The organism is Desulfocurvus vexinensis DSM 17965 (assembly GCF_000519125.1).
Classification (GTDB): Bacteria; Desulfobacterota; Desulfovibrionia; order Desulfovibrionales; family Desulfovibrionaceae; genus Desulfocurvus; species Desulfocurvus vexinensis.
The window spans coordinates 594,732-617,265 of the sequence record NZ_JAEX01000001.1 but is presented as its reverse complement, the minus strand read 5'-3'; the positions used below and the strand labels follow the sequence as shown (position 1 = coordinate 617,265).

Sequence of the window (22,534 nt, the reverse complement as noted above, 5' to 3'; positions counted from 1 at the left end):
GTTTTGGCGTATGCTGCAACAATTTCCCGCAAGCAAGGAGCCGCAATGCAAGTCGTCACCAGGACAGAGATCACCGAATACCCGCTGCTGTCGCGCGGCAAGGTCCGCGACATCTACGAGATCGACGCCGACCGTCTGCTCATCGTCACCACCGACCGCATGAGCGCCTTCGATGTGGTCATGAACGAGCCCATCCCGCACAAAGGCGTGGTGCTCAACCTGATCACCCTGTTCTGGATGGACAAATTCAGCGGCATCATCGCCAACCACCTGCTGGAATCCGACGTGGCGCGCTTCCCCGCGCCCCTGGCCCGCCATGCGGACGCCCTGGAGGGCCGCGCGGTCATCGTGCGCCGCGCCCGGCCCCTGCCCGTGGAATGCATCGTGCGCGGCTACATCACCGGCTCGGGCTGGAAGGACTACAAGGCCAGCGGCATGGTCTGCGGGCACGCGCTGCCCCAGGGGCTGCGCGAGTCCGACAAGCTGGCCGAGCCGCTGTTCACGCCGTCCACCAAGGCCGAGCTGGGCAGCCACGACGAGAACATCACCATCGAGCAGGCCATGGCCACGGCGGGGCAGGACGTGGTGCGCCAGGCCCAGGCTGCGGCCCTGGCCATCTACAAGGCCGGGCGCGACTACGCCGCCGGGCGCGGCATCATCATCGCCGACACCAAGTTCGAATTCGGCCTGACCAGCGCGGGGCTGATCCTCATCGACGAGGTGCTGACCCCCGACTCCTCGCGCTTCTGGCCCATGGACGGCTACGCCCCGGGCCAGGGCCAGCCCAGCTTCGACAAGCAGTACCTGCGCGACTGGCTCTCGGCCCAGCCCTGGGACAAGACGCCCCCGCCCCCGGCCCTGACCCCCGAGGTGGTGCAGCGCACGCGCGCCAAATACGTGGAGGCCTACGAGCGCCTGACCGGCGCGAGCTTTCCGCTGAAATGACCCCCGGCGCGACCCGCGCCGGATCTCATACCCCCGCCCCGCACCCGGGGCGCGCAAGCGAGGACACGCCCGTGAAGATACCCGAGTTCAAGATGCCCGAGCTGAAAATGCCGGAGTTCAAGATGCCGGAGTTGCGGATGCCGCAGTTCGCGGTACCGGAATTCAAGATGCCCGAGCTGCGCATCGGCGACCTGGTGGCCAGGGTGCCCATCATCCAGGGCGGCATGGGCGTGGGCATCTCCCTGTCCGGCCTGGCCAGCGCCGTGGCCAACGAGGGCGGCATCGGCGTCATCGCCGCCGCCATGATCGGCTTCAAGGACAACGCCGCCGCCAAGGACTCCGAGGCCCACGTCCGGGCCCTGGAAAAAGAGCTGCGCGCCGCCCGCGAAAAGACCGACGGCATCATCGGCGTGAACATCATGGTCGCGCTGACCAACTTCGCCGACATGGTGCGCACCTCCGTGCGCGAGCGCGCGGACATCATCTTCTCCGGCGCGGGCCTGCCGCTGGACCTGCCCGGCTACCTGACCGAGGGCGCGCGCACCAAGCTGGCGCCCATCGTCAGCTCGGGCCGCGCCGCGTCCATCATCTGCAAGAAATGGCTCTCGCGCTTCGACTACCTGCCCGACGCCTTCGTGGTCGAGGGCCCCAAGGCGGGCGGGCACCTGGGCTTCAAGTCCGAGGAGATCGACAACCCCGCGTTCGAGCTGGAAAAGCTCGTGGCCGATGTCATCGAGTCCGTGCGGCCCTTCGAGGAGCAGAAGGGGCGGCGCATCCCGGTGGTCGCGGCGGGCGGGGTCTACGACGGCGGCGACATCCGCAAGATGCTCGACCTGGGCGCCGCCGGGGTCCAGATGGGCACCCGCTTCGTGGCCACCCACGAGTGCGACGCGGACATCCGCTTCAAGGAGTCCTTCGTCAACGCCACCGAGGCCGATGTGGAGATCATCAAGAGCCCCGTGGGCCTGCCGGGCCGCGCGGTGCACAGCAAGTTCCTGGACGCCGTGCGCGAGGGGCGCCGCCGCCCGTTCCGCTGCCCGTTCCACTGCATCAAGACCTGCGACATCACCAAGAGCCCGTATTGCATCGCCGCCGCCCTGACCAACGCCGTCAAGGGCAAGCTGGAGAACGGCTTCGCCTTTGCCGGGGCCAACGTGCACCGCGTCAAGGAGATCGTCTCCGTGAGCGAGCTCATCGGTTCGCTCAAGGCCGAATACGCCAAGGCCATGGGCGCCAAGGCCTAGGGCTCCCTGGCCGCGCCAGCGCGCCCCGGGCGGCAGCCGGACCACCGGCCCGCCCGGGGCGCGCGCCGTATCGACACCCGCCACCCGCAACGCCCGGAGGCTCCCGTGCCCGTGCCCTTCAACAGCCTCAAGGTCCAGCTCACCCCCTGCGAAGCCGACCTGCGCGCGGCCTTCGAGCGCGTGCTCGCAAGCGGCTGGTTCCTCATGGGCCCCGAGGTCGCGGCCTTCGAGGCCGAGTTCGCCGCCTGGCTCGGGCGCAGCGCCTGCGTGACCATGAACAGCGGCACCGATGCGCTGATCCTGGCCCTGCGGGCCCTGGGCTGCCAGGGCGGCGAGGTGGTGCTGCCCGCGCACACGGCCCTGCCCTGCTACCACGCGGTGCTGGCCGCCGGGTGCACCCCGGTGTTCGCCGAGGTCCGCGAGGACACCTGCACCCTGGACCCGGCCAGCGCCGCGCGCATGATCGGCCCGGACACCCGCGCCGTCATCGCCGTGCACCTCTACGGCCAGCCCTGCGACCTGGACGAGCTGGGCGCGCTGTGCGCCGCGCGCGACCTGCCGCTCATCGAGGACTGCGCCCAGAGCCACGGCGCCACCTACAAGGGCCGCATGGCGGGCACCTTCGGCGCCCTGGCGGCCTTCAGCTTCTACCCCACCAAGAACCTCGGCGCCCTGGGCGACGGCGGCGCCGTGTGCTGCAACGCGGGCGAGGTGGAAGGCGCCCTGCGCCTGGCGCGGCAGTACGGCGAATCCAGCCGCTACCACAGCGCCGTGCCCGGGGTGAACAGCCGCATGGACGAGCTGCAGGCGGCCTTTTTGCGCCTGCGCCTGGGGCGCCTGGATGCCGACAACGCCGCGCGCCGCACCCTGGCCGCGCACTACACCGCCCTGCTGGCGGACACGCCGCTCATCCTGCCCGCCACGGCGCCGGACCGCGAGCATGTCTTCCATCTCTACGTGGTGCGCGCCCCGCGCCGCGAGGCGCTGATGGAGCACCTGCGCGCGCGCGGCATCGGCACGGCCATCCACTACCCCGTGCCCGGGCATCGCCAGCCGCTGTTCACCCAGGGCCGCGCGCCCATGCGCGCCGACGACCTGGCCCTGAGCGAACGCCTGGCCGCCGAGGTGCTCTCCCTGCCGCTGTACCCGGGCCTGGAGCCGGAGCAGGTGCAGGAGGTCTGCGCGGCCATCCGCGCGTTCTACGCCTAGCAGTCCACCGCCGCATAGCGCCCTGCCGCCTGGCCCAAGCCCGCCGGGCCCCGCGCGTCCTGAGGCGGGCGGGCGCCGCGCGAGGCGCGGGGCGGTGCAAAGGCCGCTGCGCGCCCGGCCCCGCGCCGCTGCCGCGCGGCGACGGCCCGGCGTTGACATGCCGCCCGGAAGCGTTACCTTCAAAGGGATGCGGCCCGCACGGCCGCAAGGAGGCCCCATGGACACCCTGCTGCCCCTGCTCGTGGCATTCGCCGTCTATTTTGTGCTGGCGAAATTCGTCTTCCCCAAGCTCGGCATCCGGGGCTGAGGCCCGGCCACGGAGTGCAGTTGGCACCCCAAGGACAAGGCCCCCGGCAAGCCCGACGCCCCCGAACCCCCGGAGCGTCCCAAGGAAAACTGAGCCAGCCCCAGCCCCAACGCGCCGAAAAATGAAGAAATCCGCCGCTCTGCGGATTTCTTCATTTTTCAGCCCCCCAAGCCTTGAAAAGCGCCCGACTTTTTACTACATAGGCACTCCCTCGCGGAGAGGTGTCCGAGCCAGGTTTAAGGAGCACGCCTGGAAAGCGTGTACTGGGGAAACTCAGTCGGAGGTTCAAATCCTCTCCTCTCCGCCACAAGGCAGCAAGGCCCCGGGAGCAATCCCGGGGCTTTTTTGTTGTCCTTTCTGCCCCTGCCGCTCCTGGCACAGCTTGCGGCCGTTCCTCGGCATGCCCGGACCTGCCGGCCTTGGCTTCGCGGGGGGCGCGGCGGCGCCCCGGGGGTGGGCAAAAGGACTGGCCGCCCGGTTGCCCCGGGGTGAACCCCGGCAAAACCGCCCGGTGAGCCAGGGCGCCCCCGTGCCGCACGCCTGCCCGCCTTGCGCAGGACGCCCCCCAACCCGGATTCGGTTGACAGTTCCAGAAAACACCATAGATTTGAAGGATGGTCACGGAAACCAGGAGGCCCCATGTGTCCCGATACCTTTTTGCCTTCGCCATGACGCTGCTGACCCTTCCGGCCCTGGCCGCGCAGCCCGGCCTGTCCACGGCCACCTTCGCGGGCGGCTGCTTCTGGTGCGTGGAAGCTGACTTCCTCTCCGTTCCCGGCGTGGTCGAGGCCGTTTCCGGCTTTTCGGGCGGCAGCGAACCCGATCCCACGTACAAACAGGTCAGCGCCGGACTGACCGGCCACCTGGAAGCGGTGCAGGTCACGTTCGACCCGGCCAGGGTAAGCTACGCCCAGCTGGTGGAGTGGTTCTGGCGGCACCACGACCCCACGGATGCCGACGGCCAGTTCTGCGACCGGGGCAGGCAGTACGGGCCGGCCATCTTCGTGCACGACAAGGAGCAGCGCCGCGTGGCCGAGGAATCCAGGCGGCGGCTGGTGGAGTCGAAGGTCCTGCCCGGGCCCGTGCGAACGCCCATAGTGGATTTCGCCGCCTTTTTCCCGGCGGAGGAATACCACCAGCGCTATTCCAAGAAAAACCCCCTGCGCTACCAGTTCTACCGCTTCAACTGCGAGCGGGAAGCCACCCTTCGGGCACTCTGGGGCGAACAGGCGGACAAGCCCTTCTCATACTACCAGGACCATCAAAAGGAGTAAGCGCATGCCAACGGGGCGCAGCATCGAGGACATCATCAGCCGCGCGGCGGGCGGAGAGCGTCTTGACCAGGAGCAGGTCGTCCGGCTGCTGGAATGCCCTCCGGACTCTGAGCAGAGCTATCGCATCATGCACGCCGCGCGGGCGCTTTCCGAAAAATCCTGCGCCGGCAAGCCGGAGATACACGCCCAGTTCGCACTGAATCTTGGCCCCTGCCCTATGAACTGCCTCTACTGCTCCTTCGCCGCCGTCAACGGCATCTTCAAGGAGTCCAGCCGCCTCGATGCGGAACAGGCGGTGGCGTCCGCGCTGACCCTGGAGCAGGCAGGGGCCAACGCCGTGTACATGATGACCACGGCGGACTATCCTTTCGGGGCGTTGCTTGAGATGGGGCGCGAGGTGCGCCGCCACCTCGCCCCCCAGACGCTTCTCATCGCCAACACGGGCGACCGGACCGCCAGCGAAGCCCGCCAGCTCAAGGATGCAGGCTTCCAGGGCGTGTACCATGCCCTCCGGCTGGGCGAGGGCAGCGTGACGCGCATCCCGCCGGAAAAACGCCTGAAGAGCATGCGCGCGTTCCGGGAGGCGGGCTTGCTGCTTGGCACCTGCGTGGAGCCCGTCGGGCCGGAACATTCCCACGAGGAGCTGGCCGCCATGATCCTGTTGGCGGCGTCGCTGGAGCCTGCCTACAGCGGGGCGGCGCGGCGTATTTCCATCCCCGGCACGGAGTTGGCGAAGCGGCATGGCATGATCACCGAGCTGCGCATGGCCCAGATCGTGGCCGTGACCCGGCTGGCCACGCCGCTCTCGGTGCGGGGCAATTGCACCCACGAGCCCTGCGTCATCGGCGCGGCCGCTGGCGCCAACCTCTTCTGGGCGGAGATCGGCGCCAACCCCCGCGATACGAAGGAGCGGACCGAAGAGGGCAGGGGCTTCACCGTTGACAGGTGCCGCCAGATTTTCTGGGAGGCAGGCCTCGGCCACCTGCTGGGGCCATCGGTCTACTACAGCTGACCGCCTAGTTGCCGTCCCCTTCCTGGCCGCAGGCCCGGCCCTTGAGGCCGAACACATAGTGCAGGGCCTTCTTCACCGTGGGCGAGAAAAGCGTCTCGCCCATGAGCCGCCCGGCCAGCGTCTTGGCCGTTTCACCCCGTGACGGATAGGGGTGGACGATGCCCGCCAGCCGTGCCAGAGACACCCCGCCCGCCAGCGCCACGGCCCACTCGGACAGGAGCTCGCCAGCGCCAGCGCCAGCGACATGCACGCCCAGAGGCTTGCCCCCGGAGCCCAGCAGCAGCTTCACCCGGCCCTCGGGGCGGCCCTCGGCCCGGGCCTTGTCGTTGTCCGCGAAGTGCTCCTCCACCACCCGGAACGCCACCCCCGCCTTGCGGGCCTGGGTTTCGGTAAGCCCCACGCCGCCCAGGGCCGGATCGGTGTAGGTGCACCAGGGCATCCAGGTGTAGTCGGCCTTGCGGGGCAGCCGCAGAACGGCGTTGGCCACCACCACCCCCGCCTCGTACCCGGCGGCATGGGTGAACTGCCAGGCCCCGGTCACGTCGCCGCACGCGAAGATGTGCTTCTGCGTGGCGCGCAGGCGCGCGTCCACCTTGATGCCCTTGGCGTCGTATGCCACCCCCGCCGCCTCCAGGCCCAGGCCCTCCACGTTGGGCGTCCGGCCCAGGGCCACCAGCAGGGCGTCACCGGACACCGTGCGCTCCTGCCCGGCCTGGGTGAACGCAACACCCACGCTCCCGCCCTCTACCTGCACCCGGACGAGTTCCGTGCCAAGGTGCAGGCGCACGCCCTCGGTCTCCAGGGCGGCCTGCACCACGGCGGCCATGTCCGCGTCGTCGCGGGTGAGGATGCGCCCGGAGCGCTGGACGACCTCCACCTGGGACCCCAGACGGCGGAAGGCCTGGGCAAGCTCCACGGCGACGGGCCCGCCACCCAGGACGACCAGGCGCTCCGGCAGGCGCTCCAGGGAAAATATCTCGCGGTTGGTCAGGTGCGGGGTCAGGGCCAGGCCAGGCACGGGCGGAATCTTCGCCCGCGACCCCGTGGCGATGACCCACTTGGCCGCGCTCACACGGCGGTCGTCCACCTCGGCGGTGTGTTCGTCGATGAACTGCGCCTGGCCAAAGCGCACCTCGGCGCCAAGGCTGCAGAAGCGCTCCACCGAATCGTGGCGCTGGATGTCGGCCACCACGGAGGCAATGCGCTCCCGGACGCGGGCGAAATCCACCGGCGGCAGCGCCACCGGCGCAAGGCCGTAGCGCTCCGCCCCGGCCATGACCTGCCGGGCCTGCGCCGTGGCGATGAGCGTCTTGCTGGGCACGCAGCCATAGTGCAGACAGTCTCCGCCGAGCTTGGGCTCGCGCTCGACGAGCAGCGTGCGTGCGCCCAGGCGCGAGGCCCCCGCGGCCACGGAAAGGCCGGCGGCCCCTCCCCCGATAATTGCAATGTCGTAGTCGAAGGCGGGCATGGCGTCTCCTTAGCGGTTTCGGCGATGGCGCAGCCAGACGACAAGCCGCCGGGCGGCAAGGGGCAGCAGGCCCATGAAGACCAGCGCGGCCAGCAGCCCGGGCGACAGCACGTCCGCCGGGGATTCCACCCGCCCCAGGCTGGTGCCCGCGAGGACAAACACCGCCGTGGCCGGAAGCATGCCCAGCTGCGAAACCCAGGCGAAGGTGCGGGCGGGCATGGGCGTCAGGCCCATGACCAGATTGATCACGAAAAAGGGCAGGGCCGGGATCATGCGCATGGTGAAGAGGTAGAGCGCGCCCTCGCGCTCCATGCCCTCGTTGACGTGGCCCAGCCTCGCGCCGAAACGCGCCTGCACCCAGTCGCGCAGCACATAGCGCGCCGCCAGGCAAGAGATCGTGGCCCCGATGGTGCTGGCAAAGCTCACCAGGACAAGGCCGCGCCAGAACCCGAACAGCGCCCCAGCGGCCAGCGTCAGCACCACGGCGCCGGGCACGCCCAACCCGGTGGCCGTGACATACAGCCCGAAAAAGGCCGACGCCGCCGCCACCGGATGCGCAGCCACCTCGCGGCGCAGGGCCTCCAGCGAAGCCTTGAGCGCCCCCAGGGTCAGGTGCCGGTCCAGGTCCATGACGAAAAACGCCGCCACGGCCAGGGCCATGAGGGCGGCAACGGCCACTCGGGGGGCCGCCCCCCGCAAGGGGCTCGGGGTCCTCGTCCGGAGCATGCCGCAACCCTACCCCATCGGCTGGGCCTGCGCAACGCGCCACCCTTTCATTCTTGTTCCGGCGCTGCTACACTTGGCGTATGGACAGGCCCTGGCTCTCCGTCATCATCCCCGTGTACCGGGAGGCGGCGCGCATCGCCGCGCTGCTGGACCATGTGGCGGCCATTGCGCCTCCTGGCGGCGCGCAGGCCATTGTGGCAGATGGCGAGCCAGAGCGCTCGACCCTGGCGGCCCTGCCGGAGAACTGCGGCCTGCCTGTCCTGCCCCTGGCGACGCAACAGGGCCGCGCCCGGCAGATGAATGCGGGCGCCGCCGCCGCCCGGGGCGAGGTGCTGCTCTTCCTGCACGCCGACACCCGCCTGCCCGAAGACGCTTTCGCCCTGATCCGCGAGGCCCTGACCGACTCCGGCGTGGCGGGCGGAGCCTTCTCCCTGGACATCCAGCCCGATGCGGGCCGGGCCGGGCCGGGGCTGGCCTGCATCGCCCGGGCAGCCAACATGCGGTCGCGGCTCACCCGCGCCCCATACGGGGATCAGGCCATTTTCCTGCGCCGGGCCGTGTTCGAGTCGATGCATGGCTACGCCGACATTCCGGTCATGGAAGACCTGGAGCTCATGACCCGCCTTCGCCGCAGGGGGCTGGCCATCCGCATCCTGCCGCAAGCCGTGCGCACCTCGGCCCGGCGCTGGGAGGCCGAGGGGCTTGCGCGCTGCACGGGGCGCAACCTGCTGCTGCGCGGGCTCTACCACCTGGGAGTGCGGCCGGAACGGCTTGCCGGGCTGTACAAATGAGACGCGTGGTGCTGCTGCTCAAATACCCGGAGCCGGGCCGGGTGAAGACGCGCCTGGCCAGGGCCGTGGGGCCGGAGCGCGCCGCCCGCCTCGCCCGGCGCTTCGCCGAGGACACCCTCGCCGCTGTCGATTCGCTGGGCTTGGCAGCGGACATCTCCTTTTTCCCGCCCGAGCGCGAAGCGGACATGAAGGCCTGGCTGGGGCCGGACCGGGCCTACCACGCCCAGTCCGGTGCAGACCTTGGAGAGCGCATGGAAGCCGCCTTTGCCCGCGCCTTCGCCCACGGGGCGGAGCGCGTGTCCCTCACGGGCGCGGACGCGCCCGACCGGCCTGCCGCCATGCTCGCCGAAGCCCTGGACCGGCTGGACGACCACGACGTGGTCATCGGCCCCGCCACGGACGGCGGCTACACCCTCATCGCCATGCGCCGGGATCGCTTCGCGTCGGAAACCTTCCGGAGCATGGATTGGGGAACTCCCAAGGTGCTGGCCCAGACCATGGACGCCCTGCGCCGCGCCGGCAGGAGCGTATGGGTGCTGCCGCCCTGGCCGGACATCGACGACGAAGCCGCACTGCGCGACTACCTGGGGCGATGCCCGGACGCCGCGCGGCTGCTGGAGGCTGCGCATGGACGCTGAGAATACGCTGCGGCTGGCGGCCTTTGCGGGCACGGGGCTCGCCCTGGCCGCCTGGGAAGTGCTGGCCCCCCGCCTGGACCGCCCGGCCCTGCGCCTGCTGCGCTGGCCCGGCAACCTGGGCCTGGTGGCCTTGTCCACGGGGCTCATCCGGCTGGCGGCCCCGGTGCTCCCGGTGGGCCTGGCGACCCTGGCAGCGCAGCACGGCTGGGGCCTCATGAACGCCCTGGCCCTTCCTGCCTGGCTGGCCGCGCCCCTGGCCGTCCTGCTGCTGGATCTGGCCATCTGGGGCCAGCATGTGGCATCGCACCGGCTGCGCTGGTTCTGGCGGCTGCACCGGGTGCACCACGCGGACACCGTGCTCGACCTCACCACCGCAGTGCGGTTCCATCCGCTGGAAATGCTGCTCTCCCTGGGCTGGAAGCTGGCCCTGGTGCTTCTTCTCGGCCCCCCGGCCCAGGCGGTGCTGGCCTTCGAGATCCTGCTCAACGCCTTGCCCATGTTCAATCACGCCAATATCCGGCTCCCGGCGGACGGCTTCGTGCGCCTTGCGCTGGTCACTCCGGACATGCACCGCGTGCATCACAGCACGAACCTGCGCGAGGCCAACACCAACTACGGCTTCTGCTTCCCCTGGTGGGACCGGATGTTCGGCACCTACCGCGCCCAACCGGGCAAGGGGCACGAAGGCATGGCCATCGGGCTGGCCATCTTCCGCGACCGCGCCTGGGCCAGACTCTGGGGGCTGTTGCGGATGCCCTTCGCCTGAGGGGAGCACAGGTCGGCCGTCCCCCCGCCACAAGGCAGCAAGGCCCCGGGAGCAATCCCGGGGCTTTTTGCGTTTCGTGCCTGGGCACGGGGGCGGAAAAGGCTTGGGCGGGGGCATCGCGGGATGCGGTGCCGGGGGGCCGATCAGCCGCGCGCCCTGCCGATGCGCGCCTGCGCCGAGGCCCTGCGCAGGGCTACTTGCCCCGGCAGTAGCGCTCGCACAGGTCGAAGGCGCGCTTGGCGTAGGCCCAGCAGCCGTCGGTCAGATGCTTGGAGTAGCGCACCTGGCGCGTGGCGCGGCAGTCGCTCAGGCAAGCCTCGCGGTCCAGGGGCGGCAGGCGCCCCTCGTCCAGGAAGGCTTCGCAGATGACCGTCATCTCGCCGCAGCTGCCACCGCCGCCGTCGGGGTTGTTCGGCGAGTGGCCCCCGCCGGTGGAATAGGTGAAGCACAGCCCGCGCGCCTCGGGCAGGGTCATGGCGCGGGGCGCGCAGCCCGTGCAGGCGAGCAGCGCGACGGCGAGGACGGACACGACGATGGCTTTCATGGCGGACTCCCCGGGGCGTCTGGCCCCTTGTTGGCATACGCAAGGCCACGATACGCCCGCACCCGCAACCGGGCAAGCCCCGGGCCCGGGCCCGGCCCCGGCCCGGCGCCGCCCTTGACAGAATCCTCCCGGCGGGTCATAAAGACCGCCCGCGAGGGAGGCCGGGCGGCAGTGGCGCCGCCAACCCCGCCAGGCCCGAAAGGGAGCAACGGTAACGGTTTTCGCTGGGTGCCCGGCCTCCTCTCAAAGCGCCGACCTTCGGGTCGGCGCTTTCCTTTTGGGCCGCGACGGGCCGGGCCGGGCAGCGTTGCCCCGCTCCCCCAACTGCCGGGCGTCGGGTTTGCCGCGCCCGCGCGCGCCGCCACGCGCCTGCGCTCCGGCCAAAGCCGCCGCCTTCCGCCCGCGCCGCCACGCCCGCAGCCCCGCGACCCGGCCCCGCGTCCACGCCCGCATCCTCACCAAGACCGCCCTGCCCGCCGCCGCCCCGGCGCGGGTCCGCTCCTGCGGCCCATGCCACGCTGGCCACGCCGGGCAAGTCCCCGGGCTCCGGGCGCATGCGTGCCACGCTGACGGACAAACCCCAACGGTGCTCCGCCTCTCCCGTTCCGGCGCGCGTGCCTGCCACCGGGTTGTCGCGCACGGACCTGCCGGAGGGCATTCGGCCCTGCGCGCGCATGTGCATCGGGCGGCTCCGGCCTTTGCGCAACAGCGTTGCAAGGCGGCGCACATTCGCCAGCCGGTGCAGAAACGCAGGCGATCCTGCCCCGCTGGCTCCCCGCCACGCACCCCCTCACACCCTTCAAATCCAATACTCTCTTCTATCCAATATGATTTAAACGAATATCAATCAAAATCACACTCTCCCTATTTACACACGAAAATCAATTTAGTATGAAATTGCCGTTCACCAATCCCAAACCAGAGGAGTTCCCCATGACCAGCTTCCTGCCCCGCCTGGCCGCCACGGCGGCCCTGGTGGTCGCCCTGGCCGCACCGGCCTGGGCCCATTTCGGCATGATCATCCCCAAGGCCCCCGTGGCCGACATGGACCAGAAAACCATCGCCCTGGAGTTCTCCTTCTCGCACCCCTTCGGCGGCGTGGGCATGAACCTGGTGCGGCCCAAGGCCGCCGGGGTGGCCTTCGAGGGCCAGATCACCGACCTGCTGGGCGCCCTGGCCCCGGCCAAGGTCATGGACCACGACGCCTTCACCCTGGACTACGCCTTCAAGCGCCCGGGCGTGTACACCTTCTTCATGGAGCCCCAGCCCTACTGGGAGCCCGCCGAAGACGTGTCCATCATCCACTACACCAAGGTCAGCGTGGCGGCTTTCGGCGGCGACGAGGGCTGGGACGAGCCCGTGGGCCTGAAGACCGAGATCGTGCCCATGCTGCGCCCCTTCGGCAACTGGGCGGGCAACACCTTCGTCGGGCAGGTGCTGCTGGACGGCAAGCCCGTGCCCGGCGCCGAGGTGGAAGTGGAGCTGTACAACCAGGGCCGCTTCGCCCTGCCCAACGAATACCACGAGACCCAGGTGGTCAAGGCCGACGCCCAGGGCGTGTTCGCCTTCACCTGCCCGCAGCCCGGGTGGTGGGGCTTCGCGGCCCTGTCCGAGGCCGACTACACCCTGCCCGCCGCCAGCGGCCCGGACAAGGGCAAGGACAAAGGCGTGGAGCTGGGCGCCGTGTTCTGGACCTACATGGCCCCCTGGCAGTAGCTCCGCGCCCCGGCGCAACGCCAAAGGGCCCGCCCGGAGCATCCTCCGGGCGGGCCCTTCGCCGCCGTGGGGCGGGCCTGCGCGGCGCTCAGGGCGCGCCGCTCCCGCCACCGCCGCCGCCCGCGCCCGTCGGGCCATCCGGGCCGTCCCCGTCGGGCGGCAGCATGGCGGCCCGGCTGTCCTCCACGGCGCGGCGCACGGCCCGGTCCCGCGAGGCATCGTCCATGCCGTCCAGGGCCAGCATGTCCAGCAGCAGGAACATGCCCCGGCCCAGCAGCGAGGCCCCGGCCCCCCCGGCCAGGGCTCCGGCCCCGGCCAGCAGATGCGCCGCCCCGCCCGCCCCGGCCACCAGGGCCGCCACCAGCCCCAGGAACCCGCCATAGGTCGAGAGCACCAGCACGCCCTCGGTGCTGTAGGCCCGCTCGTCGGGCCCGGCGCCGCGCAGGCGCAGCCACAGCCCGCGGGCGAACATGCCCGCGAAGCCGCCCACATTGCCCCCCAGGGCCACCAGCAGCACGCCCGAGGCCCCGGCCTTCAGCCAGCCGCCCCCGGCGGCGTGCGCGGCCACGAGCCCGGAGGCCAGGCCCACGGCCAGCGCACCCAGGAAGGCCTTGGCCCGGACCCTGCCCAGAACCGCATGTCGGGAAGTCGCCATGGCCCTCCACAGGCCCGCAAGAGCCCCACGCGGGGCGCGAACAGGTGTTGCTTTCCTCTTGCTCTCTGGTACAGTGGCCCCTGGCCCCGCACCCCGGGCGCTCCGCCCGCGGCGGGCCCCATGGTTCACGAGAATACACCTTCAGCCTTCGGAGGGAAAGATGCGTTTCCTGGTTGTGGAGGACGACTTCACCAGCCGCAAGCTCATGCAGCGGATGCTTGCTCCCTACGGCGAGGTGGACGTGGCGGTGAACGGCCAGGAGGCCGTGGAAGCCTTCGAGGCCGCCCTGCGCGACGCCAAGCCCTATGAACTGATCTGCATGGACATCATGATGCCCGAGATGGACGGCCAGGAGGCCCTGAAGCGCATCCGCCAGATCGAACGCCTGAGCGAGCGCTCCGGGCCCGACGAGGCCAAGGTCATCATGACCACGGCCCTGGACGACCCCAAGAACGTGGTCGAGGCCTACTACAAGGGCGGGGCGACCTCCTACGTGCCCAAGCCCATCGACCGCCAGCTCTTTTTGCAGCTCCTGCGCAACATCGGCATCATCAAGTAGCCACGGCTGCCGCGGCACGGCCAGGGCCGGGGCGTCCAGCCCCGGCCTTTTCGCGCCGGGGGTGCCTGGGGGCTTGCGCGCCGGGCCCCGGCGGGGTAGCCTGGGCACGGCGCAACGACGCCCCACCGCGTCCCGCCCCGCAGGGCCGCCCCTGCCGGACGCCGGGGACGCACAAGACAAGGACACGCCATGCATTTCAATCCCCTGGACCTGCTGCTCATCGGCATCCTGATCTACGTGGCCGTCAGCTGGTTCCGCCGCCGCTCGGGCGGCGGACGGCAGGACGGCCCGCGCACCCCGCACGACGGCTCCGCGCCCCACGACGACCAGCGGCGCCAGGCCAGCGACGCCTACACCCGCGCCCAGCAGGCCTGGGACATGCTGCGCTCCGAGGACCCCGACCGGCCCGGCGCGTCCGGCCCGGTGCCCGACGTGGCCTATGTGCCCGGGCAGGGGGCGCCCTCCGGCGAGGTGCCCTCGGCCACCCTGGGCGCCGAAGACCTGCCCCCGGCCCTGCCCGCCCCCGGGCCCGTGCCCGCCGACTTCGACACCGACGATTTCATGCGCGGAGCCAAGGCCTTCTGCTCGCGCATCCGCAGCGCCTGGAACGCCCGCGACCTGAACGACCTGCGCGCCTTCTGCACCGAGCCGTGCATGGAGGACTTCCGCCGCAGGGCCCAGCTGGAGCCCCGCCCCCCGCGCCACGAAATCCAGCGCCTGGACGCCGGGCTGGCCGGGGTCGCCGATCTGCCCGACGGCCGCCGCGAGGCCACGGTCTACTATGTGATTACCGAGAAGGACCTCTCCTCCAACCGCGTGGGCAAGGTCCGCGAGCTGTGGCGCTTCGCGCGCACCCCGGGCGGCAGCTGGCTGCTGGACGAGGTGCGCCCCGTGAGCGCCGAGGAAGGCACGCGGCAATAGCCACCCCCTGCCCCGCGCCGAAGCAAGGACGCCCGCCTTCCTGATGGAAGGCGGGCGTCCTTGCGTTGCGGCGCTGGCGGCGAAGTGCCCCGGAGAGCACGGGCGCCTGCGTCCTGGCCCGCCTGCGGGCCGCGCCTGCGCCGGGCGGGCCTCAGCCCGCGAGGCGGGCGTAGAGGTCCATGTAGGCCTGGGCCATGGCGGCCTCGGTGAAGGCCTCCAGGCGCCGGGCCCCGCCGCGCACCAGCCCTGCCGCCAGGGCCGCGCCGTCCGCCCCGGGGGCGCACAGCCGCTCCAGGGCCGCGGCCAGGGCCGGGGCGTCGCCCCGGGGGCAGGCCAGTCCGCTCACCCCGGGCTCCACCAGCTCCAGGTTGGAGGGCAGGTCCGAGCAGACCACCGGGCGCCGGGCGGCCCAGCCCTCCTTGATGGTCGCGCTCGAGCCCTCGCCGTCCACGCTGGGCACGGCCAGCACGGACAGCTCGCCCAGCACGGCCGCGCTCTCGCGCCAGCCCGTGAACTCCACCCGGCCCCCCAGGCCCAGGGCCTCGGCCCGGGCGCGCAGCCCGGGCCCCAGCGGCCCGTCGCCCACCACCAGGGCCCGCCAGCCCAGCCCCGGGGCGCGCCGCGCCAGCGCGGCCAGGGCCTCCAGGAACACGCCCACGCCCTTTTGCGGCGTCAGGGCGCCGACGACGCCCAGCACCGGGCGCTCCGGCAGCGGCGTGGCCGCCGCCCGGGCGTACAGCGCCGGGTCGATGCCGCTGTGGATCACGCTCAGGCGCGCCCCCGGCACGCCGCCCCGGGCCATGACCTGGGCGATCTCGCGGCTCACGCAGGCCACGGCGTCCCCGGCCAGATACTTGGCACGGCCCGGGCCGGGGCGCAGGGGGTAGGACACGCGGCGCGAATGCACCAGCCGCGCGCCGGTCAGCCCCTTGAGCAGGGCGCCGAGCAGCGCGCTGGCCGCGCAGTGGGTGTGGAGCACGTCCACCCCCTGGCGCAGGACCAGGGCGCGCAGGGCCCACAGGGAGCGCGGGTCCCAGCCCAGGCGCCCGGGCAGGTCGCACACGGTGAGCCCCGCCTCGCGGGCCGCCGCGCCCAGGGGGCAGCCCCGGGGCGCGGCCAGCAGGGTGGAGAACCCGGGGGCCGCGTGCAAGCGGCGCATGAGGTACAGAACCTGGCGCTGCCCGCCGCGCATCTCGCGGCCCAGGTCGAGGTGCAGGATCTTCACGCGCGCGCCTCCGGACGGGGGCAAAGGGCCCCGGGGCATGCGCCGCCGGGGCCCGGGGTTCCTAGAAGGGCACGCCGCTTGCGGCGATGTCCTTGACGATCAGCTCGCGCGCCAGACGGCACACGGGGCCGGGGCGCACGTCGTGGATGGGCTTGCCGTTGTAGCGCACGATGGCCAGGCAGTCCCCGGTGGTGCCGAAAACCAGCACCTCGCGGGCCTGGTAGAGGTCCTCCTCCGTGACCTTGCGGAAGAAGGCCTTGACCTGCCCGGCCAGCAGCTCCACGGCGCGGATGAGGGTCGTGCCCGGCAGGGCGTTGGTGAACTCGGGGATGACCAGGGTGCCCGCCGCGTCCACGATGGCCATGTTTTCCGTGGCGCCCTCGGCCACGAAGCCGTGCTCGTCGAAGCAGATGGGGTAGTCGTAGCCCTTGGCCGTGGCCTCGCTCTTCATCAGCACGTTGGGCAGGTAGTTCACGGACTTGATCTGGGCGATCCAGTCCTGCTTGGCCGGGATGGAGGCGCGAAAGGCCGTCACGCCTTTCTCGAACCATTGCGAGGGCTTGGGCGTGAAGCGGTAGGCCACCACATAGAGGCTGGGCAGCGGGCATTCGCGCGGGTCGATGCCGAAGCCGCCCGGGCCGCGCCCGAGCAGGATGCGCACCAGCCCGTCGTCCTCGCCGCCCGCCGCACAGACCTCAAGCACGATCTCGCGCAGGCGCTCCCAGGTGCAGGGCGGGGTCAGGCCGATGGCCTCGGCCCCGCGCTTCATGCGCGCCAGGTGCGCGTCGAGCTGGTAGACCTTGCGCCCGAGGTATTTCATGGTCTCGAAGATGCCGTCCCCGCGGTGGACGATATGGTCGTCCAGGGGGATGAGCATCAGGCGCGGGTCCTTGCACACGGCGCCGATGCGGTGCTCGTAGAAGGCCAACACCTCGCCGGTGCCGGGCCGCTTCACGGCCAGCATGCGCTTGAGGTACTCCTCGGAATCCAAAACACTTATCATTCCGGTGCTCTCCTTGCCGCGCGTCAGGCCACGCGCAGCAGGTTCATCTCGATGAGCTTCTCGGCGATCTGCACGGCGTTGAGGGCCGCGCCCTTGCGGATGTTGTCCGAGACGACCCACAGGTTCAGGCCGTTGTCGATGGTCTCGTCCTCGCGGATGCGGCCCACGAAGGTCGCGTCCTGACCCTGGGCCTCGATGGGCATGGGGTAGATGCGCTCGCTGGGGTTGTCCAGCACGCGCACGCCCGGGGCCTGGGAGAGCAGCGCCCGGCAGTCCCGGGCCGTGAGCTTCTTGGCCGTCTCGATGTTCACCGCCTCGCTGTGGCCGAAGAAGACCGGCACGCGCACCGCCGTGGCCGTGACGCGGATGGACTCGTCGCCCATGATCTTCTTGGTCTCGTTGACCATCTTCATCTCTTCCTTGGTGTAGTCGTTGTCCAGGAAGACGTCGATCTGCGGCAGGCAGTTGAAGGCGATGCGGTGCGGGTAGACCTTGGGCTCGATTTCCTCCACGCGGCCGTTGAACATGAGCTGCACCTGGTTGGCCAGCTCCTCGATGGCCTTCTGCCCGGTGCCGGACACGGCCTGATAGGTGGAGACCACGATGCGCCGGATGCCCGCGGCGTCGTGGATGGGCTTGAGGGCCACCACCATCTGGATGGTCGAGCAGTTGGGGTTGGCGATGATGCCCTTGTGCCAGGCCAGGTCGTGGGGGTTGACCTCGGGCACGACCAGCGGGCAGCCCGGGTCCATGCGCCAGGCGCTGGAGTTGTCCACCACCACGCACCCGGCCTTGGCGGCCAGGGGGGCGAACTTCTCGGAGGTGCTGCCCCCGGCGGAGAACAGGGCCAGGTCGATGCCCGCGAAGGAGTCTTCCTTCAGCTCGCGCACGGTCAGTTCGCGGCCCTTGTATTCCACGGTGCTGCCCGCGCTGCGGCTGGAGGCGAAGGGAATCACCTCGGCGGCGGGGAAATCGCGCTCGGCGAGCACTTCGAGCATCACGCGGCCCACGGCCCCTGTGGCGCCGCACACGGCGACGACGTATCCGTCCTTCTTCATTGCGACCTCTCTGTGGCGATGGCCCGGCGCGCCCCGTGCAGGGCGCCGGACGGGTTACAGGTCCAGGCCCCCGACGATTTCCAGGCAGGCTTCGGGCCGGTTGAGCGTATACAGGTGGACACCGGGCGCGCCGCCTTCCAGCAGCTCGCGGCACTGGCGCTTGGCCCATTCCAGGCCCACGCGGCAGGCCGCCTCGGCGCCGCCCCGGGCGTCGGCCTCCTCCAGGTCGAGCAGCAGCCGCCCCGGGATGCTCGCGCCGCAAAAGCCCAGCACGCGCTTGGCCGACTTGACGCTCATCACCGGCAAGACCCCGGGGATGATGGGCTTTTTCACGCCCATCTCGCCCAGGCGCTCGGTGAAGTTCCAGTACAGCCGCGCGTCGAAAAACAGCTGGGTGATGGCGAAATCGCCGCCCCGGTCCAGCTTGAATTTCAGGAACTCGAAATCCTCGCGGAAGGTGGAGCACTCGGGGTGCCCCTCGGGGTATCCGGCCACGCCCACGCCCATGTCGGGGTAATGGCGGCGGATGTGCGTCACCAGGTCCGAGGCGTGGCGGAACTGATCGGAATCGGGCACGAACTGGGCGTCGCCCTTGGGCGGGTCGCCGCGCAGGGCCAGCACGTTGTGCACGTCGGCCTCTTCCAGGGCGGACAAAAAGCCGTCCACCCGCTCGGCGCTGGCGCCCACGCAGGTCAGGTGAGCCATGGGCGTCAGGCCCATGTCACGGCGCAGGCGGCGCACGATCTCCAGGGTGTTGCCCTGGGTGCCGCCCCCGGCGCCGTAGGTCACGGAGACGAACAGCGGGTCCACCGCCGCCAGGCGCTCCACGGTCTGGAAGAACCCCGGCCACTCCTGCGGGTCCTTGGGCGGGAAAAATTCCAGGGACACGAACTTGCCCCCGGTCCGGATCATATCGATGATGCGCACGATGCTCTCTCCTCAGCGGGCCGGGCCCTGGGCCAGCAGGGCGACGATCTCGGTGTCGGCCTCCAGGAACGGCACGTCCGCCGCCTGTGGGGCCAGCCAGCGCAGCTCGTGCCCCTCGCGCGGGGCTGCCAGGCCGGCGTACTGGTAGACGTGAAAGAAATGCAGCCGCACCCGCAGATGCGGGTAGGCGTGGCGCTTCTCGCGCCAGAAGGCCCAGGTGGTGGGGGCGATGCCCAACTCCTCGTCCAGCTCGCGGGCCAGGGCCTGCTCCAGGGTCTCCCCGGGCTCGACCTTGCCGCCGGGGAACTCCCAGAACCCGGCCTGGGGCCTGCCCGGCGGGCGGCGCACGGCCAGGAACCGGCTGCCCCGCCAGATCACGGCGGCCACCACGTCGATCTCCGCTCCGGGCGGCGTGTTTCCGGACGTCTGCACCTGTGCGCCCTCCCTGGGCCAAGCCCTTGCGGCAACCGCAGACCTTATTCCCGATGCCCGCCGAAGGCAAGCGCGACGCAGGGCGGCCCGGTGGCGACAAAATATCGCCACGACGTTGACAGGCCACCCGAAGCCCTTGTACGGAAAAGATTATCTTTCGACAACCACTTGCCGCGAGGGTCCATGCGCCGCGTTGTCCTGCTCCTGCTCGCCCTGGCCTCGACCCTGGCCGCGGCCCTGCCGCCCGCCCCGGCGTCCGCCCAGGGGCCGACGGACGCGCCGGGCGTCACCCTCGTGCTCTGCTGCCCGGAGGCGGGCTGGCCGCCCTATAACGTTCCCTGCGCCAGCGGCCCCGGCTGCGGCATCATGCCCGACATCTTCCTGGAGGCCGCGCGGGCCCTGGGCGCGGAGGTGGTCATCCGCAACTTCCCGGAAAAGCGCAGCCTGCTGCTGCTGGAGGAGGGCCGGGTGGACGTGTACAGCAAGGCCAAGCAGTGGGTGACCGACCCGGAGCGCTTCGCCTGGTCCACGCCGGTGCTGCCCTCGCGCGACGTGCTGGCGGTCCCGGCGGACTGCCCCCGGGCCATCGACGGCCCCGCGGACCTCGCGGGGCTGCGCCTGGGCACGGTGCTCGGCTACAGCTACCCCGCGCTGGAAGAGGCCCTGGCCAGCGGCGCCGTGACGCGCGACGACGCCCCCGACACCGCCTCCCAGCTGCGCAAGCTGCTGCACGGCAGGACCGACGCCGCAGTGGTCAACGAGCTGGTGGCGCGCTGGGTGCTGCGCGACCAGGGCGAGAACGGAGCCGACGCCCTGCGCTTCTCGCGCGGCGCCGTGGGCCTGGCCTGGCTGCGCTTCGCCTTCACTCGCGCCCGCGACTGGGAGCCCTTCATCGCCCGCCTGGACGCCGAGATCGAGCGCATGCGCGCCGACGGACGGCTCCAGGCCATCCTGGACGCCTACCGCTAGCGCCACGCCCGCACAATGACGCCAGGGGGTTGAGCACCAAAAGCCTTTGACCCAAGGCGTTGCAGAACAAACATGCCCGTCTTTCGCGGGCGCGGCGCGCTAGCAGCCCTCGCCCAGGGCTTCGCGCTCGGTCTCCAGGGCCGCGATCTGCCCTTCCAGCGCGTCCATGGCCTCCACGAGCTTTTCCGTCAGCCCCTGCAACTCCGCGAAACGCTTCATGAGCCCTGCGGAGCGCCCCGCGTCGGCGTAGACCTCGGGGTCGGCCAGGGTCTGCTCCACCTCGCCCTGCTCGGCCAGCAGCGTTTCCAGCTCGGCCTCCTTGGCGGCGTAGCGCTCCTGGAGCGGGCGCAGCTTCTTGTACAGCGCGTTGCGGGCCTCGGCCTGGCGGCGCTTGGCCTCTTTGGCGTCGGCGCGGTTGCCCCGGCGCACGGCCTCGGCCTGGGGCGCGCAGGCGGGCTCCAGGGCCGCGCGCCGGGCGCGGTCATAGCCCTCGAAGCCGTCGGGGAAGGTCTCGATGCCCTCAGGCTTCAGCCACCAGACCTCGCGGGCCACGGCGCTCATCAGGTGCCGGTCGTGGGCGACCATGAGGATGGTGCCCTCGTAGTCGCACAGGGCCTTGATGAGCGCGTCGCGGCTTTCCAGGTCCAGGTGGTTGGTGGGTTCGTCCAGCACCAGGAAGTTGGCCCGCTTGAGGAACAGCGTGGCCAGGATCAGCCGGTTCTTCTCGCCGCCGGACAGCTCGCGGACCTCACGGTCCCAGAACGATTCGGGCAGCATGAACAGGCCGAGCACGCTGCGCAGCTCCTCCTCGGTGGTGCGCGGGTCGGACAGGCGGCGGATCTCGCCGAGCACGGTGCGGTCGAGGTTCAGGGTCTCGGCCTGGTGCTGAGAAAAATAGCCCACGCGCATCTTGGAGCCGACCTCGATGGCCCCGGCGCTGGGCGCCAGCTGGCCGGTGATGGCCCGCAGGAGCGTGGTCTTGCCGCAGCCGTTGGGCCCGGCCAGGGCGATCTTCTGGCCCGCGTAGATGTGGAAATCCAGGGGCCGCCACAGGCTCGTGCCGCCGGAATAGGCCACCTGCACGCCGATGGCCGAGAGCACGGTCTTGTTGCCGCGCTCGGGCGCGGGCCAGGCGAACTTCAGTTCCTTGGCCTTGGGCTCGGCGCGCACGCCTTCGAGCTCTTTTTCCAGCTTGGCCACCTGCTTCTTCATGCTGTTGGCCTGGCGGGCCTTGGTGGCCTTGACCTGGAAGCGGCGCACGAAGTCCATCTTCTTGGCGATGTCGTCCTGCACGCGCTGCTCGGCGCGGCGGCGCTGCTCCTCGGTCTCGTCCATCCAGGCCCAGAACTGGGTGAAGGTGCCCTTGCGCACCACGGGCTTGACCCCGCCCAGGAACAGCACGTGGGTGGACACGCGGTCCAGGAGCATGCGGTCGTGGGCCACGAAGACCAGGGCGCCCTCGAAGGCCTTGAGGTAGTCCTCGAGCCACTCCACGGCCTCCAGGTCCAGGTGGTTGGTGGGTTCGTCGAGCAGCAGCACGCCCGCGCCCTCCACCAGGATGCGCGCCAGCTTGGCCCGCTCGCGCCAGCCGCCGGACAGCTCGCGCAGCGGGCTGCCCAGCTGCGCGGCGGTGAAGCCCAGGCCCGAGAGCACGGCCCGGGCCTTGTGCTCGGGGTTGTAGCCGCACACGTGCTCCAGGTGGGCCTGCTCCTGGGCCAGGGCGCCCAGGGCGGGCTTGTCCCCGGCGCGGGTGGCGGCCTCCCAGCGCTCCCAGAAGTCGCCCCACGAGGGCAGCCCCTCCATGACCCAGCTGGTCACGGACTCGCCCAGGTCGCGCTCGGCCAGCTCCTGCTTGGAGTAGCCGAGCTGCGCGTCCTTGGGCATGGACACCGTTCCGGAGTCGGGGTCCTCGACGCCGGCCAGGATGCGCAGGAAGGTGGACTTGCCGCAGCCGTTGGGGCCGACCACGGCCAGCCGCATGCCGGGCGTGACCTCCAGGGAAAAGGCCTGGAACAGGTCGCGCCCGCCAAAGGACTTGGACAGGGACTGGATGCTGATTCTGGACATGGCTCACATGCGCCCGGCTGGGGCGGCTGACGAAGAAGGACCCGGGAGGCCGCGCGGCCTCCCGGGTCTCGGGTTTGC

22 protein-coding genes, 1 tRNA gene and 1 other RNA gene are annotated in these 22,534 nt (G+C 71.1%); 14 read left to right on the top strand and 10 right to left on the bottom strand.

The window, feature by feature from the left end; translation table 11 throughout:
• Nucleotides 1-45 precede the first annotated feature (45 nt).
• The 6 genes from G495_RS0102885 (at nucleotide 46) to G495_RS0102855 (ending at nucleotide 5,991) form a co-directional block, all read left to right on the top strand.
• Entirely contained in the window at nucleotides 46-945 is a 900-nt protein-coding gene (locus tag G495_RS0102885) for a phosphoribosylaminoimidazolesuccinocarboxamide synthase (RefSeq protein WP_028586573.1), read from the top strand.
• A 167-nt stretch (nucleotides 946-1,112) separates the two neighbouring features.
• Entirely contained in the window at nucleotides 1,113-2,189 is a 1,077-nt protein-coding gene (locus tag G495_RS0102880; protein WP_035250809.1) for an NAD(P)H-dependent flavin oxidoreductase, read from the top strand.
• A 105-nt stretch (nucleotides 2,190-2,294) separates the two neighbouring features.
• Nucleotides 2,295-3,398 carry a DegT/DnrJ/EryC1/StrS family aminotransferase gene (locus G495_RS17290; protein WP_035250533.1) on the top strand — a complete coding sequence of 368 codons (1,104 nt, stop codon included), beginning with the start codon at nucleotides 2,295-2,297 and terminating at the stop codon, nucleotides 3,396-3,398.
• Between the two features lie 522 nt (nucleotides 3,399-3,920).
• Nucleotides 3,921-4,012: transfer RNA gene (locus G495_RS0102865), tRNA-Ser, on the top strand.
• Nucleotides 4,013-4,346: 334 nt separating this feature from the next.
• Nucleotides 4,347-4,979: a peptide-methionine (S)-S-oxide reductase MsrA gene (gene msrA / locus G495_RS17285; protein WP_245588349.1), complete on the top strand. Its 633-nt coding sequence runs from the start codon at nucleotides 4,347-4,349 to the stop codon at nucleotides 4,977-4,979.
• A 4-nt stretch (nucleotides 4,980-4,983) separates the two neighbouring features.
• Nucleotides 4,984-5,991, top strand: a complete 1,008-nt coding sequence (locus tag G495_RS0102855) for a biotin synthase BioB (RefSeq protein ID WP_028586571.1) — start codon at nucleotides 4,984-4,986, stop codon at nucleotides 5,989-5,991.
• 4 nt (nucleotides 5,992-5,995) lie between these two features.
• Here the strand turns inward: G495_RS0102855 and G495_RS0102850 are convergent, their stop codons facing one another.
• Nucleotides 5,996-7,459 (bottom strand): dihydrolipoyl dehydrogenase family protein, encoded by a 1,464-nt coding sequence (locus G495_RS0102850; protein WP_028586570.1) that lies wholly within the window; start codon nucleotides 7,457-7,459, stop codon nucleotides 5,996-5,998.
• Between the two features lie 9 nt (nucleotides 7,460-7,468).
• On the bottom strand, nucleotides 7,469-8,137 hold the full coding sequence (locus G495_RS0102845) for a TVP38/TMEM64 family protein (RefSeq protein WP_245588348.1): 669 nt from the start codon (nucleotides 8,135-8,137) through the stop codon (nucleotides 7,469-7,471).
• Between the two features lie 128 nt (nucleotides 8,138-8,265).
• Here G495_RS0102845 and G495_RS0102840 point away from each other — a divergent pair, with 128 nt between their 5' ends.
• Genes G495_RS0102840 through G495_RS17275 form a run of 3 tightly spaced genes read left to right on the top strand, consistent with a single transcriptional unit; the run spans nucleotide 8,266 to nucleotide 10,380 of the window.
• Nucleotides 8,266-8,976: a TIGR04283 family arsenosugar biosynthesis glycosyltransferase gene (locus tag G495_RS0102840; RefSeq protein WP_028586568.1), complete on the top strand. Its 711-nt coding sequence runs from the start codon at nucleotides 8,266-8,268 to the stop codon at nucleotides 8,974-8,976.
• Nucleotides 8,973-9,614, top strand: a complete 642-nt coding sequence (locus G495_RS17280) for a TIGR04282 family arsenosugar biosynthesis glycosyltransferase (RefSeq protein ID WP_084457789.1) — start codon at nucleotides 8,973-8,975, stop codon at nucleotides 9,612-9,614. Before G495_RS0102840 ends, G495_RS17280 begins: the two co-directional genes overlap by 4 nt.
• Entirely contained in the window at nucleotides 9,604-10,380 is a 777-nt protein-coding gene (locus G495_RS17275) for a sterol desaturase family protein (protein WP_035250529.1), read from the top strand. The genes G495_RS17280 and G495_RS17275 overlap by 11 nt, the downstream gene beginning before the upstream one ends.
• 193 nt (nucleotides 10,381-10,573) lie before the next feature.
• Here the strand turns inward: G495_RS17275 and G495_RS0102825 are convergent, their stop codons facing one another.
• On the bottom strand, nucleotides 10,574-10,924 hold the full coding sequence (locus G495_RS0102825; protein ID WP_028586567.1) for a hypothetical protein: 351 nt from the start codon (nucleotides 10,922-10,924) through the stop codon (nucleotides 10,574-10,576).
• A gap of 152 nt (nucleotides 10,925-11,076) precedes the next feature.
• On the opposite strand from G495_RS0102825, the gene ffs reads away from it, so the two are divergent.
• An RNA gene (gene ffs / locus G495_RS20820) (signal recognition particle sRNA small type) lies at nucleotides 11,077-11,172 on the top strand.
• 685 nt (nucleotides 11,173-11,857) lie between these two features.
• Nucleotides 11,858-12,640, top strand: a complete 783-nt coding sequence (locus G495_RS0102820; protein WP_051444993.1) for a DUF4198 domain-containing protein — start codon at nucleotides 11,858-11,860, stop codon at nucleotides 12,638-12,640.
• Between the two features lie 88 nt (nucleotides 12,641-12,728).
• Here the strand turns inward: G495_RS0102820 and G495_RS0102815 are convergent, their stop codons facing one another.
• Nucleotides 12,729-13,295 (bottom strand): hypothetical protein, encoded by a 567-nt coding sequence (locus G495_RS0102815; RefSeq protein WP_028586565.1) that lies wholly within the window; start codon nucleotides 13,293-13,295, stop codon nucleotides 12,729-12,731.
• Nucleotides 13,296-13,455: 160 nt separating this feature from the next.
• On the opposite strand from G495_RS0102815, the gene G495_RS0102810 reads away from it, so the two are divergent.
• Nucleotides 13,456-13,854 (top strand): response regulator, encoded by a 399-nt coding sequence (locus G495_RS0102810; RefSeq protein ID WP_028586564.1) that lies wholly within the window; start codon nucleotides 13,456-13,458, stop codon nucleotides 13,852-13,854.
• Nucleotides 13,855-14,043: 189 nt separating this feature from the next.
• Entirely contained in the window at nucleotides 14,044-14,775 is a 732-nt protein-coding gene (locus G495_RS0102805; protein WP_028586563.1) for a Tim44 domain-containing protein, read from the top strand.
• A gap of 151 nt (nucleotides 14,776-14,926) precedes the next feature.
• Here the strand turns inward: G495_RS0102805 and G495_RS0102800 are convergent, their stop codons facing one another.
• The 5 genes from G495_RS0102800 to G495_RS0102780 form a co-directional block, all read right to left on the bottom strand.
• Nucleotides 14,927-16,000, bottom strand: coding sequence for a glycosyltransferase family 4 protein (locus G495_RS0102800; protein WP_028586562.1), 1,074 nt, complete (start codon nucleotides 15,998-16,000; stop codon nucleotides 14,927-14,929).
• A gap of 61 nt (nucleotides 16,001-16,061) precedes the next feature.
• Complete coding sequence (locus tag G495_RS0102795) at nucleotides 16,062-17,003, bottom strand: aminotransferase class IV (RefSeq protein ID WP_028586561.1); 942 nt, start codon at nucleotides 17,001-17,003, stop codon at nucleotides 16,062-16,064.
• Between the two features lie 23 nt (nucleotides 17,004-17,026).
• Complete coding sequence (locus G495_RS0102790; protein ID WP_028586560.1) at nucleotides 17,027-18,061, bottom strand: aspartate-semialdehyde dehydrogenase; 1,035 nt, start codon at nucleotides 18,059-18,061, stop codon at nucleotides 17,027-17,029.
• A gap of 54 nt (nucleotides 18,062-18,115) precedes the next feature.
• On the bottom strand, nucleotides 18,116-18,988 hold the full coding sequence (locus G495_RS0102785) for a methylenetetrahydrofolate reductase (RefSeq protein WP_028586559.1): 873 nt from the start codon (nucleotides 18,986-18,988) through the stop codon (nucleotides 18,116-18,118).
• A gap of 12 nt (nucleotides 18,989-19,000) precedes the next feature.
• On the bottom strand, nucleotides 19,001-19,420 hold the full coding sequence (locus G495_RS0102780; protein ID WP_169734344.1) for a (deoxy)nucleoside triphosphate pyrophosphohydrolase: 420 nt from the start codon (nucleotides 19,418-19,420) through the stop codon (nucleotides 19,001-19,003).
• Between the two features lie 183 nt (nucleotides 19,421-19,603).
• On the opposite strand from G495_RS0102780, the gene G495_RS0102775 reads away from it, so the two are divergent.
• Nucleotides 19,604-20,389: a substrate-binding periplasmic protein gene (locus tag G495_RS0102775; RefSeq protein WP_028586557.1), complete on the top strand. Its 786-nt coding sequence runs from the start codon at nucleotides 19,604-19,606 to the stop codon at nucleotides 20,387-20,389.
• Between the two features lie 99 nt (nucleotides 20,390-20,488).
• Here the strand turns inward: G495_RS0102775 and abc-f are convergent, their stop codons facing one another.
• The gene (gene abc-f, locus G495_RS0102770) at nucleotides 20,489-22,456 is read right to left on the bottom strand and encodes a ribosomal protection-like ABC-F family protein (protein ID WP_028586556.1); all 1,968 of its coding nucleotides are present in this window, start codon (nucleotides 22,454-22,456) and stop codon (nucleotides 20,489-20,491) included.
• Between the last annotated feature and the right edge of the window lie 78 nt (nucleotides 22,457-22,534).

Bases quoted from the DNA above. Each gene is read 5' to 3' on its own strand.
- G495_RS0102885 (WP_028586573.1), top strand. From the start codon at position 46: ATGCAAGTCGTCACCAGGACAGAGATCACCGAATACCCGCTGCTGTCG.
- G495_RS0102880 (WP_035250809.1), top strand. From the start codon at position 1,113: ATGCCCGAGCTGCGCATCGGCGACCTGGTGGCCAGGGTGCCCATCATC.
- G495_RS0102855 (WP_028586571.1), top strand. From the start codon at position 4,984: ATGCCAACGGGGCGCAGCATCGAGGACATCATCAGCCGCGCGGCGGGC.
- G495_RS0102850 (WP_028586570.1), bottom strand. From the start codon at position 7,459: ATGCCCGCCTTCGACTACGACATTGCAATTATCGGGGGAGGGGCCGCC.
- G495_RS0102840 (WP_028586568.1), top strand. From the start codon at position 8,266: ATGGACAGGCCCTGGCTCTCCGTCATCATCCCCGTGTACCGGGAGGCG.
- G495_RS17280 (WP_084457789.1), top strand. From the start codon at position 8,973: ATGAGACGCGTGGTGCTGCTGCTCAAATACCCGGAGCCGGGCCGGGTG.
- G495_RS17275 (WP_035250529.1), top strand. From the start codon at position 9,604: ATGGACGCTGAGAATACGCTGCGGCTGGCGGCCTTTGCGGGCACGGGG.
- G495_RS0102825 (WP_028586567.1), bottom strand. From the start codon at position 10,924: ATGAAAGCCATCGTCGTGTCCGTCCTCGCCGTCGCGCTGCTCGCCTGC.
- G495_RS0102820 (WP_051444993.1), top strand. From the start codon at position 11,858: ATGACCAGCTTCCTGCCCCGCCTGGCCGCCACGGCGGCCCTGGTGGTC.
- G495_RS0102815 (WP_028586565.1), bottom strand. From the start codon at position 13,295: ATGGCGACTTCCCGACATGCGGTTCTGGGCAGGGTCCGGGCCAAGGCC.
- G495_RS0102810 (WP_028586564.1), top strand. From the start codon at position 13,456: ATGCGTTTCCTGGTTGTGGAGGACGACTTCACCAGCCGCAAGCTCATG.
- G495_RS0102805 (WP_028586563.1), top strand. From the start codon at position 14,044: ATGCATTTCAATCCCCTGGACCTGCTGCTCATCGGCATCCTGATCTAC.
- G495_RS0102795 (WP_028586561.1), bottom strand. From the start codon at position 17,003: ATGATAAGTGTTTTGGATTCCGAGGAGTACCTCAAGCGCATGCTGGCC.
- G495_RS0102790 (WP_028586560.1), bottom strand. From the start codon at position 18,061: ATGAAGAAGGACGGATACGTCGTCGCCGTGTGCGGCGCCACAGGGGCC.
- G495_RS0102775 (WP_028586557.1), top strand. From the start codon at position 19,604: ATGCGCCGCGTTGTCCTGCTCCTGCTCGCCCTGGCCTCGACCCTGGCC.
- abc-f (WP_028586556.1), bottom strand. From the start codon at position 22,456: ATGTCCAGAATCAGCATCCAGTCCCTGTCCAAGTCCTTTGGCGGGCGC.